Source organism: Oceanicaulis sp. HTCC2633 (assembly GCF_000152745.1).
Classification (GTDB): Bacteria; Pseudomonadota; Alphaproteobacteria; order Caulobacterales; family Maricaulaceae; genus Oceanicaulis.
The window spans coordinates 1561546-1572738 of record NZ_CH672428.1 but is presented as its reverse complement, the minus strand read 5'-3'; the positions used below and the strand labels follow the sequence as shown (position 1 = coordinate 1572738).

Below are 11193 nucleotides of genomic sequence, written 5' to 3'. Positions count from 1 at the left end.
TAAAATGAATATCTCTTTATTTATGCCATATTTTAAGCCAAAAGAAGAGGCGCGCGCTGAAGAGTTGAAGTTGTGCCTTGAAAGGAACCGTGAAAACAAGGCGATTTCCCATATCTACTTGATGGTGGATGATGACGCTCAAGTCGATACTTCAGATGGTCGAGTCACGGTCTTGCGGCTGGATAGAAGGCCGACTTACCAAGACTGGACCGCCTTCAGTGAAGAGCGCTGTCCGGATCATATCTCAGTCTTGGCAAATGCGGATATTTACTTCGACGACACTCTGCTCAAGCTCGAAGAGCTGTTCGCAGCGGACCCTTTGGGCTTTGTGGCGCTGACCCGTTACGAGCTCGTGAATGACGGGCTTGAACTTCATCCGAACCCTCACTGGTCACAGGATACATGGGCATATCTGCCCTCTCATGCTTCAAACCCAGATCGAGATAGGTGCTTGAGCTTCCCTTTGGGGGTGCCTCGCTGTGACAACAAAGTTGCCTATACATTCGCTGTGTATGGCCACAAAGTTTATAATCCATGCGTTGATGTGCGAAGTGTTCACGTGCATCAAACAGGTATCCGTACATATGATAAAAAAGGCGATGCGCGCATCGTCGGCGGAATGGCGATGGTCCATGCCAGTGAAGGGCTCTTGGACCCTGCTCCGCTGAATATTGAAATGTGGCCAATTCAGAGTTCACATTTCTCAGACGTGAAAATCAACTCATCCTTGGAGCGCTGGGCGAAAGAAAGGGGGGAAGCGTTGCCGCGAATACAGTCCCCTGCAATGAAGAAGGCTATTGGTTCAATCATTCGCGATCATGAGAAAGGCCCTGGGCTGGGCTCTGGACTCGATCATGAGGATAAGTTTGAAGGAAAGTTGTATTGCGATGAAAATGTGATCGGCTTCGACGATCATTGGCAGCATCCTGCTGTCACAGAACAGCATGCTTTCAATCAAGTGCGGCTCTTGGCGCTTAGAGGGTCGAGTACGGCTTATCTTGGTTTTCCATGGGCGACGTTGATTGACGTCAGTAACCACAACAAGTCTGACCTGGAGCGCTTGTCCGAATTAAGGGAGGGCCTTTCGGCGGCGGCTGAAAAGCTGCGCGATTATGATCGCGTAGTGACAACGTGCCAACATATCCACATGCTGAAATTTGCTGAACTGTTCGTTGAAGCCGGTGTGACAGACGTGTTTTGGTCGCATGCTACTCATGCGAAGCTGCAATTTGGTGACAGCCAGAAGGTGTCTATTCATCCGTTCCCATTGTACCCGGTTCAGGTGGCGGAAAATCCGAACGTTTCCTTATTTGATAGAAAGTACTTGTTTTCTTTTGTTGGCGCTCGTTCAACTCCAATTTATCTTACGCAGTCCAGAACATATATAATTGAAGAGCTCTCTAACATCCACGGCGGCTATGTAGTGGACCGTGAATCTTGGCACTACAACAAGGTTGTTTATGATCAGCAAATACTGAAGCGCCATGACGCTGGTTCAAATTTAATCGACGTACAAGCAACTAAAGAATTTAAGAATGTAATGTCGGAAACACAATTCGCACTTTGCCCTTCTGGCACTGGTCCGAATTCAATACGTTTGTGGGAAGCAGTCGCTAGCGGCGCCATACCTGTTGTGCTCGCAGATACCTATAAAGCGCCCGGATCTCAATTTATTTGGGATAACGCGGTTGTTGCGTGCCCTGAAGACCGTTACAATATTCGTAAACTACCCCAATTGTTAAAAGAAATAATTTCCGATAGGGAAGAGATGAAAAGGAAAGTTGCGTCTTTGTCCATGATTAAAGCCCGATATGGAAAGTCCAATTTTGTCCCAGATATTCTAGCCCTGCTTAAACCTTGTGCCTAAAGTTAGTGAGATGTAAGAGGCCTGTCCGTTGAGGAGTGAAAGATAGTGGTAGCGCACGATGTTGTGTTTGACGATTTTGAGCGTTGTGAAATCATCGCTGATGGTGAGCATATTTACGATTTTCTGGGTTTGGCGACCGCAGTAAGGTTCAAAAAATCTTGGGCAAGGTTTGCTCCGCCCGCTGGCTCTAAATTCAAACCTAATTTGCCCGTAGTGAACGAGCACTACTTGGATTGGGTGGCGCTACTAGAGAGCGTGCTAAGAGCGAGTGATGTTTTCCGCATTGTGGAGCTAGGCGCTGGTTGGGGAACTTGGTCTTCGTCTGGTTTGGCCGCATGCAAGCAAGTTTCTCACATAATGAGGACTGAGGTGGTCGCCATCGAGGCAGATGGCGCTCATTATGAGTGGATGTGCGAACACTTTGCCAAAAACAACATGATGCATGACGGCGTGCATCTGGTTCATGGCGTCATTGGTGCGGAGAGCGGCCTAGTTGAGTTTCCACTTATTGAGAGGCCCGATGAAGATTATGGTGGCTCAGTTCGACAAGTTTATAATTCGAAAAATACGGTTACAGTGAAGCAATATACTTTGAAGGATCTTCTCAGTATGGTTGCCGGTCCTGTAGACTTTCTCCACATTGATATACAGGGTGAAGAATATAATATAATACCTAATAACATGGAGTTGCTTCGGAATCGAGTAAAGTCAGTCTTAATCGGGACGCATATATCTTCTGAGGGGCATAGCTATATTTCTAGCCTATTTCAGAATTATGGCTGGGAAATTCGCATGGATTATGAACGAGGGAAATTGTGTAATACGCCATATGGGGATATACAATTGGGTGATGGTGTAATCGTAGCTAATAATCCGGCGCTGTATTGATTGTAGATACTATGTGTATTTCGATGATTTCTACAGCATGCAGCTATATGAGTCTATTTTTGCCTCGTAATTGAATTCATAGCTGCACTAACGGCATAAAGACAGTCTTAATAGGCAATAATTTAAAACCTTTGTAATATTACTGAAGTAAAGACTTGCTGCGTGTTTAGCGCATAGATATACGTGGATATAAGGAGGGCCTGACTTTAATTGTATATGGGAATACTATGGTTTTAATTATTTTAAGAGAGGGGCTTTTTGTTATTGTTTGTATTTGGGGTTGGCTTGATGTTCATGAGTTCAAGTTCCATCATGTGACGCTGGTAGGCTTCCCTAGCTGCGGACCTTTCGATCAATTTGATGCTTTGTATTAGTGCATTGATTATACGCCTTGTTTTTAACGCTAGCGCTATGGATACGCTCAGCGCTGACCCTGTTCCCAATCCAGCAGCTAACCAGACTCTGGAGTCAGGCCAGTATGTGGCAGCAGCGACGACGCAAATGCCGACTATCATCATGCCAAGGGCGTACCGCCAATTTCGCATGAGCGTGTCTTTAAGGCTGCTTGACTGAACGGGGGCGGCTTCGATTTCGTAATTTCCGATGGAGACAGGATTAAAGAGCGTTGGAGTATCTGAGCGGAGTTGTGCTAAAGTGATAAAAGGCGGATCCATTTTCCGTAAGGCGGGCTCAAGCGCTTTTCGCTCCGCACTGTCCAAAAAGGTTGGTTTGTTCGGGAGCAGGTTTTCATAGGCCTTGCGCTTTACCGGGGCTAGCTCATTGAGCTCGCGTGTGAGTATCTGGTCGACTTCCCGCATATATAGGGCTCTGTGTTGGATGGAGCGTTGCCCTGTCCGAACTCTGAAGCATCCAAGAAGGGTGTCTACTGAGTGTAATGAGGCGTGCCTGAAGAAGCGCGCCCAAAGGTCAAAGTCGTTTGCGACCTTCCAGTGCGTATCCAGTCCCCCGGCTCGCTCCCAGAGCGATCGTCTCCAAAACGTGGATTCTTGCTGTATCCACAAATGGTCTCCGCAAAGAAAACGCGCTTGGGACCAAGGTTTTAAGGGACCAACATAAGTCAGATTGCCTGATTCATCGCAGGTGCTTGGCAGGCCTGTAATCCACTCGACTTCCGGATAGAGCTCAAAAATGCGCGCCACTATGGCCAGGCTGCCGGGTAATAGGACGTCATCTGAATTGATCCAGCCCATAATATTCCCATCCGTATGGGCAAAGCCTTTATTCAAGGCATCGGCATGTCCGTCGTCGGCTTCAATGATGATCTTGGATACATTATTGCGATATAATTCCATTATGCTTGCGGATCGATCTGTGCTTAGGCCGTCAACAAGTACATAATCCAGATTTTGATAATTCTGTTCTATTACAGATTTGACCGTGGTGTCTAAAAACTTTTCGCCATTGTAGTTGGGTGTTACCAGAGATATTCTGGGTGGAGTGGATTGAGTCATTTGCGGCCTGCCCGAAATGAAAGTGTATGCAAAGTTAGAGCTAGAGTCGACTTGAAGGCGTCAAAGTTGTTACTATTCTGCCTTACAAGGTTGAAGACTTCTTTTAGCCTTCTTGTTTGAATTTTATCGGTTTTGGTGCTGGATCCCATGTATACTATAGATAGCGTTTCGGGGATAAAGTGAAAGTGCATACCGGCTGCATAAAGCCTGACCCATAGATCCCAATCCATAACGTAGTGCAGCGATGGATTGACCCCTCCAACAGAGTTAATCGCATGCCTTTTCACAAAGCAGGACGGTTGAGATATGATGTTTGAGCGAAAAATCATATCGGTTATTGGGGCGACCTGGTCGTGATCGCCTGTAGTCTGGCCTTCTTCGTTTATAAATTCTGATAGTCCGTAGACTGCATGCAGGCTCGGATTCTCATCAAAGGTCTTTGCAACTATCTCCAAGGCGTTTTTAGTCAGCCGATCATCGGCATTGAGCCAAAACAAAACCTCACCTTCTGTGTTGCTCCACCCTTCTCTTATCGCATCCGATTGTCCTTGATCCGGTCCATGTCTGCGATACGCGAATGTCAGACCGCTTGCATCGGCGGCCTGTGCGACGCGAGGATCTGCTGAGGCATCCAGCAACGCGATACTGAGAGAAAAAGGTTGAGCCGCGAGGCTTGCAAAGGCTTCAGGTAGAAATGGATGCCATGAGCCAATTGGGATCGCGACAGCGAAGGTTAGGGTTGATTTCATGGTAGAGGTCTCATCGCCTTGTCGATGTCTGGCCCAGGCAGTTTTGAAAGTGTGAGCCCAGAAAGCTTAACCCCGAGGGCGGCGCCACGGTAGGGCGCTGAGCTCCGTTTGGTGCGAAGCCTGCGGCCTCTAATACATAAACTGGCGAATTTTGCCCTGTTCACATGGGTGGGGGCGAAGGCATGCGAGTCCAAACAGGGCAAAGCTCTAGGCGGTATTCCGAATGGCTTTGCAGATTTGGTCTACCGCCCCATTGAGTAGGCGGGTGTCACCTTCGGCCATAACTCGAATGACCGGCTCTGTGCCTGACGCTCGAACGAGCAGGCGTCCCTTGTCCTTGAGTTGGGCTTCGGCCTCAGCGATAGCCACCATCACATCGGGGTGGTTCAAGGGGCAAGCGCCGTTTGAGTAGCGCACATTTTTGAGTATTTGCGGTGCGCGTTTGAAGACATTCAGGACTTCGCTGGCGGACCTTCTTTCCTCGACGAGCAATGCGAGAACCTGCAAGGCGGCAATTAACGCATCACCCGTTGTGGCGAAATCTGAAATTACGATGTGACCAGATTGTTCCCCGCCAAGGTTTGATGCGCCCGCACGCATGGCCTCGACGACGTAGCGGTCGCCGACTTTGGTGCGCTCCATCTGAATGTCGTGTTTTGCAAGCTCTTGCTCAAGGCCCATATTGCTCATCACGGTCGTGACGATACGGTTGTTTGAAAGCTTTCCGGCTTTTTTCCAGGCCAAGGCAATGGCGCCAATCAACTGGTCGCCATCGATGATCTTGCCGGTTTCATCGCACAGGATTACGCGATCGGCATCACCATCGAGCGCAATGCCCAAATCGGCACGGTACCTTAGAACTTCTTCTGAGAGGCCGACTGGCGAGACGGCGCCGCAGTCTTCATTGATGTTTTGGCCGTTGGGCTTGTTATGTATTGGGATTACGTCTGCACCCAGTTCCCATAGAACGGTGGGCGCAACCTTGTAGGCGGCGCCATTTGCGCAATCGACCACAATTCTGAGACCGCTCAGGCGCATGTGGCGAGGGAAAGTCGCCTTTACGATCTCGACATATCGAGCTTGAGCGTCATCAACGCGCTTGGCGCGGCCAATTTCATTGGGTTGCGCCAAGGCCTCGGTGTGATCGCTGTCCATAAGGGCCTCGATCTCAAGCTCGGCTTGATCGTTCAACTTGAAGCCGTCGGGACCAAACAGCTTGATCCCGTTGTCCTCGTATAGATTGTGCGACGCCGTAATCATGACGCCCAGGTCGGCTCTGAGCGAACGCGTGAGCGTAGCAACCGCGGGAGTGGGCAGCGGGCCAAACAGGTTGACGTCCATGCCCGCACTCGTGAACCCGGCGGTCAGTGCGTTTTCCAGCATATAGCCAGAGAGTCGGGTGTCCTTGCCGATCACGACCGTATGGCGTCGATCATCCGACCGTCGAAAAAAGCGGGCTGCCGCCATTCCCAAATGCAGAGCAGTTTCAGCGGTCATAGGGGCTGTATTGGTGCGCCCGCGAATGCCGTCCGTTCCAAAATAGCGTTTAGAGTTACTGGTCATATTCGCCACCATGTTCCGCTTTCGGGTTATGGCTGATTATTCTAGCTGATACTAGTTGCATAAACGCTTATCGCACAGCTTGAACTTTTGCCGTTAAAGGCGGATTTTAAGGGCATGAGCGCCTCTGAACCCACCTCCGCCGACGCCCCGTTGGCCGACGCCGTCGCCCGCTTGGAAAGGGCGGTGTCGCGCGTGGGCGCTCGCCTGGAGGATTATCAATTGCGCTTGAGCGCAGCCGCCGGCGATGTGGAGGCGGCGCACGCGCTTTATAATGACCGAGCGCGTCTGGCCGCAGCTTTGGATGAAGCCCGCGCCCGAGAGGACGAACTTCAGGGCGCGGCGGAAGAGGCGACTCAGGCGCTTGATGACGCCATGGCCGACCTTCAGGCGCTTCTAGCGCATACCGACGAGTCCGGGGAGCAGGCGTGAGCAAGGTCACCATTTCCCTGAATGGACGCGCTTTCACCATTGGCTGTGAAGAGGGTCAGCAAGCCTATCTGCGCGAGCTGGCGGGCCATCTTGACACCCATGTGCGCGACCTGGCCGAAAAGGTGGGCCAGATCGGGGATGTGCGCCTCCTGCTGATGGCGGCGCTGATCGTCACCGATGAAATGCGCGAGGCGCGCGGCAAGGTCGATGAGCTGGAAGACACGGTGCTCGATCTGAAGGGCAAGGTGTCCCAGGCTGACGCCCGACGCCGATCGGACCGGGCGCGGGCGGCGGAAGCCCTGATAGGGGCGGCTGAAAAGCTCGAAACCATGATCGGGATCGAGGCGGCGACGAGCGCGATGACTGCGTCAGCTGATCCTTCAGATGGAGAAAGCGCTTGAGCGCGGGGCATCGCGACCCCATCTTCCTTCACGGCGGTAGCTGGACCGTTCGGCAGGTCTTAACATCCCGAGGACCTTACATCTCTGAGAGGGAGCTGCCTCTGGACTGGACCGTGGTCCTATCTAAGCGGCGCCCACCTGGTTTACCGGGTCATCAGGGTTGGAAAACGACCACCGGCGGAATTGGCGCCGCCACCCTTACCCTTCAGCCGTCATGCTGACCGCCTGGCGCAAATCCAACGCCAGGCGCGCCGCCTGCGCCGCCCGCGCCGCCGCCCACGCCGCAGATCCGCAAGCGGGACGCAGGCTTGCGGAGCAGTTTCCGGACCGGCTCTGGCCGAAAGTGCGCCAGGTGGTGGCGGGCTATGCCGCCATCGGTGACGAGATCGATCCTCTCCCGCTTCTTGAGACCTTTGCGCTGGAACAGGCGCGCATCGCCTTGCCGTGCGTCGTCGCGAAGGACCAGCCTTTGATTTTCCGCAGCTGGACGCTGGACCAGCTCCTGGAGCCGGGCGCGTTCGGCACGCGCGAGCCGGCCGCAACCCATCCTGAGCTGACGCCCAGCCTGGTGCTCGTCCCGCTGGTCGGTTTTGATCTCAAGGGACGCCGGCTCGGCTATGGCGGCGGGTTCTATGATCGCACGCTGGAGGCGCTGAAGGCTCAGGGCCCGCTGACGGTGGTGGGGCTGGCCTATGAGGCGCAGCGCCTGAACAAGGTCCCGGCCGAGAGCCATGATGTGCGCATGGACTGGGTGGTGACCGAGCAGGGGGCTTATCAGATTGCCCCATGATATGAAGGCTCTTGCGAGTGTCGCGGCTGGCTTTACGAACTTGGCCGCATCAAGCGCGTGGGTTCGGGCCTTGCCAGCGATTGCTCGCGTGCATTGATTTGATGAGCCTGAATTGTTGATAGGCTTTGGCAGAGTGCGGGTGGACGTGTGACAGACCCAGTTGCTGACATTGCAGTCTTGATCGTGGCGTTTCAGAGTCAGGGCACGCTGCCAGGCGTTATTGCCGGCCTGGAGCGTCAAACCGTTCGGCCTTGCTCCATTCATGTTCTGGAGAATGGCTCGCCGAGCGAGGCGCGCATCAACGCAGGGATGGTTGGGGCGGCGGCTGAGCTTGTCGAAAGCGAAGCCAATCTCGGGTTCGCAGCTGGAAATAATTTTCTGGCGCGCCGCACCGAAGCGCAATGGCTCTTTTTACTTAATCCCGACGCTTATCCTGAGCCAGATTTGATCGCTCAGCTACAGGCCGCCATTACCAGGTATCCTGGCGTCCGGCTGTTCGGCTGCACTCAACTCGCTGACGGCGCACCCGGCGTGCTGGATGGCGCGGGTGATGTCTATCACATGACAGGTCTTCCCTATCGCTCTGGATATGGCGCGCACATTGATCCGCCCCCAGATGGAGAAGTCTTCGGTCCTTGTGGTGCCGCGCTTTTGATCCGCCGCGATTTATTCAAAGCGCTGAGCGGATTTGACGAAGACTATTTCTGTTATGTGGAGGATGTTGATCTGGCCTACCGCGCCAGATTGCTGGGTGAGCGTTGCATTCAATTGAACAAGGCTCGGGTTCGCCATGTCGGCTATGCTTCTTCAGGGCGGCGAAGCGCCTTCGCCAGTTATCACGGTGTCCGCAACAGGCTCTGGACCTTTCTGAAGAATACACCTTGGCCTTTGTTGGTGCTATTGACGCCGGTGCATGCGGGCGTAACGGTTCTGCTCTGGCTGTCTGCTGCACGTTTCGGTCAGTTTACCCTGTTTGGCCGGGCGATCAGAGACTCACTGGCGGCTTGGCCGACACTCATGGCGAAACGACGCGCCGTTCAATCGCAACGGCGCGCAAGTGCGTTAAGTATTGCCCGAGCGATGACCTGGAATCCTCTAAAACTGCTGACACGAGGCTTGGATGTGCGGCCACTGCACGACGCGATGCAATCCAGGGCAACTCCGAAGCCGCCACAGTAAGATCGCTGTTTTCAGGTTGCAAAGCCTACGAGATCAGCGCCTGATCCGATTACAAAACGGCAAGCTGAGCGTCATGTCGTTGACCCCTGACCCGGGGGCTGGCTGACTGCGCGCCAGGCTCTTTGACGGATATCATGCACGCGATCGCACCTTCTCAACGCTGGGCGCTGACTCTGGACGCGCTCTCGTCCCGGTTCAGCCCGACAAGCCTGAAATGGTCGTCGGGCGGGGCGGCGCTCGTCCTGCATATGGGTCTGGGTGCGGCGGCGCTGTGGTTGATGCACAGCCAGCCCAATGCTGCTCCGCTCACCAATCGCACGCTGAACGTCACCCTGTTCACGCCTGTGGAGGTCGAGCCGACTGTTGAACCGGCCGAGGAGACAGTGATCGAGACGCCGCCAGTCGCCGATCCGGCTCCGCAGGAGCGCATCGAGACAGCTCCGGTGAACCCCGTCATCGAGGCGCAGCCCGCGCCTTCTGCCCCGGCCGCGAGCGCTTCAGAACCTGCCGCCGCTGCGCCTGCTGGTCCGACGCAGGTCCTGACCGCCGAGGGTGGCGAAGCAGGCTGGGCGCCGGATGCGGGCCTTCAGGTCAGTGAACGCACCGCAGGTGCCTTGCGCGGCCTTCTGTGTGCGGGCGGGTCTGAACACACCCGTGCAGCCGCCGGCTGCGATCCAGCCGCGCAAACCGACCCCAATGGCTACGCCGCCTTTGCCAGCGCCGAGGAAATCGCCAAGATCGAGAGCGCCTTCGGACCCATCGAAACGCTGGGTTACGCAGGCGGCTCCACCGTCAATCTGGGCTCCTTCGCCCTGCCCGGCCAGGTCAATAACAACCAGCCCCATTATGTCTCCGGCGTGCATTCGGTCTTCGGCCAGCTGCCGGTGTCAGACAAGGTTCGCGATCCGGGCTTCGGCGACTGATCCGTGCTTTTGAAGGCGTGACCGCGCGCCGCAGTGCGAACCATTGGCAAGAAGCCAGCCGCGGCCTAGAACGCCCTCACTTATCAACTTCAGAAAGCGAGATGGCGATGGGCGCGTTTACGGAAGAGACCGTCATTGCGGTGCGGCATTACACCGACCGTCTGTTTTCATTCCGGGTGACCCGCCCGCAGAGCTTCCGCTTCCGCTCGGGCGAGTTCGTCATGATCGGCCTGATGGTCGACGGCAAGCCGCTGCTGCGCGCCTATTCCATCGCCAGTCCGAGCTGGGACGAGGAGCTCGACTTCTACTCGATCAAGGTGCCTGATGGCCCGCTGACGAGCCAGCTCCAGCATATCGAGCCCGGGGACACGATCCTGATGGGCAAGAAGTCGGTCGGCACGCTCGTGCTCGATGCTCTGGAGCCGGGCAAGCGGCTTTATCTTCTGTCCACCGGCACCGGCATTGCGCCCTTCGCCTCGGTCATCCGCGATCCGGAGACCTATGAGCGCTTTGATCAGGTGATCCTGACCCATACCTGCCGCGAGGTCGCCGAGCTGACCTATGGCAAGGAGTTGGTCGAGACCGTGCGCGAGGATCCGCTGGTGGGCGAGTTCGTGGGCGACAAGCTGGTCTATTACCCGTCCGTCACCCGCGAGGAGTTCGAGCGCAAGGGCCGCATCACCCAGTTGATGGATGACGGCGTCATCTATGAAGAGCTGGGCATTCCCCCGCTCAACCCCGAAACCGACCGGGTGATGATCTGCGGCTCCATGGACATGCTGGAATCCTGCAAGCAACGCTGCGAGCAGGCAGGCCTGAAGGAAGGCTCCAACGCCCGCCCGGCCCAGTATGTGGTCGAGAAGTCATTTGTGGGCTGAGCCTGAACAGGGGCTCGCTAGCCTAAGCGGACCGTTTCGCCTATATCCGCTCCC

Annotated in this window: 11 protein-coding genes and 1 other RNA gene; 9 read left to right on the top strand and 3 right to left on the bottom strand. The window is 54.7% G+C overall.

The features are described from left to right. Positions 1 to 4 precede the first annotated feature (4 nt). Positions 5 to 1867 carry an exostosin family protein gene (locus OA2633_RS15825; RefSeq protein WP_083783235.1) on the top strand — a complete coding sequence of 621 codons (1863 nt, stop codon included), beginning with the start codon at positions 5 to 7 and terminating at the stop codon, positions 1865 to 1867. Positions 1868 to 1912: 45 nt separating this feature from the next. After that, the gene (locus OA2633_RS16085; RefSeq protein ID WP_156776170.1) at positions 1913 to 2755 is read left to right on the top strand and encodes an FkbM family methyltransferase; all 843 of its coding nucleotides are present in this window, start codon (positions 1913 to 1915) and stop codon (positions 2753 to 2755) included. 242 nt (positions 2756 to 2997) lie between these two features. Here OA2633_RS16085 and OA2633_RS15335 read toward each other — a convergent pair whose 3' ends face one another. The 3 genes from OA2633_RS15335 to glmM all read right to left on the bottom strand — a co-directional run bounded on the left by OA2633_RS15335 (position 2998) and on the right by glmM (position 6539). Continuing rightward, entirely contained in the window at positions 2998 to 4227 is a 1230-nt protein-coding gene (locus OA2633_RS15335) for a glycosyltransferase family 2 protein (protein ID WP_083783233.1), read from the bottom strand. Continuing rightward, entirely contained in the window at positions 4224 to 4976 is a 753-nt protein-coding gene (locus OA2633_RS15815; RefSeq protein WP_083783232.1) for a glycosyltransferase, read from the bottom strand. Before OA2633_RS15815 ends, OA2633_RS15335 begins: the two co-directional genes overlap by 4 nt. A gap of 207 nt (positions 4977 to 5183) precedes the next feature. Next, complete coding sequence (glmM, locus tag OA2633_RS07470; protein WP_040613252.1) at positions 5184 to 6539, bottom strand: phosphoglucosamine mutase; 1356 nt, start codon at positions 6537 to 6539, stop codon at positions 5184 to 5186. A gap of 114 nt (positions 6540 to 6653) precedes the next feature. On the opposite strand from glmM, the gene OA2633_RS07465 reads away from it, so the two are divergent. The 7 genes from OA2633_RS07465 to OA2633_RS07445 all read left to right on the top strand — a co-directional run bounded on the left by OA2633_RS07465 (position 6654) and on the right by OA2633_RS07445 (position 11139). Then, positions 6654 to 6968, top strand: coding sequence for a DUF4164 family protein (locus OA2633_RS07465; RefSeq protein WP_009801905.1), 315 nt, complete (start codon positions 6654 to 6656; stop codon positions 6966 to 6968). Beyond that, positions 6965 to 7369, top strand: coding sequence for a cell division protein ZapA (locus OA2633_RS07460; RefSeq protein WP_009801904.1), 405 nt, complete (start codon positions 6965 to 6967; stop codon positions 7367 to 7369). The genes OA2633_RS07465 and OA2633_RS07460 overlap by 4 nt, the downstream gene beginning before the upstream one ends. A gap of 34 nt (positions 7370 to 7403) precedes the next feature. Next, positions 7404 to 7563: non-coding RNA, 6S RNA (gene ssrS, locus OA2633_RS15810), on the top strand. Positions 7564 to 7583: 20 nt separating this feature from the next. Next, positions 7584 to 8159: a 5-formyltetrahydrofolate cyclo-ligase gene (locus OA2633_RS07455; protein WP_009801903.1), complete on the top strand. Its 576-nt coding sequence runs from the start codon at positions 7584 to 7586 to the stop codon at positions 8157 to 8159. Positions 8160 to 8342: 183 nt separating this feature from the next. Continuing rightward, positions 8343 to 9338 (top strand): glycosyltransferase family 2 protein, encoded by a 996-nt coding sequence (locus OA2633_RS15805; RefSeq protein WP_241760698.1) that lies wholly within the window; start codon positions 8343 to 8345, stop codon positions 9336 to 9338. Positions 9339 to 9472: 134 nt separating this feature from the next. Beyond that, positions 9473 to 10261 carry a hypothetical protein gene (locus tag OA2633_RS07450; RefSeq protein WP_009801901.1) on the top strand — a complete coding sequence of 263 codons (789 nt, stop codon included), beginning with the start codon at positions 9473 to 9475 and terminating at the stop codon, positions 10259 to 10261. Between the two features lie 101 nt (positions 10262 to 10362). Continuing rightward, positions 10363 to 11139 carry a ferredoxin--NADP reductase gene (locus tag OA2633_RS07445; RefSeq protein ID WP_009801900.1) on the top strand — a complete coding sequence of 259 codons (777 nt, stop codon included), beginning with the start codon at positions 10363 to 10365 and terminating at the stop codon, positions 11137 to 11139. The last annotated feature ends 54 nt before the right edge of the window (positions 11140 to 11193 follow it).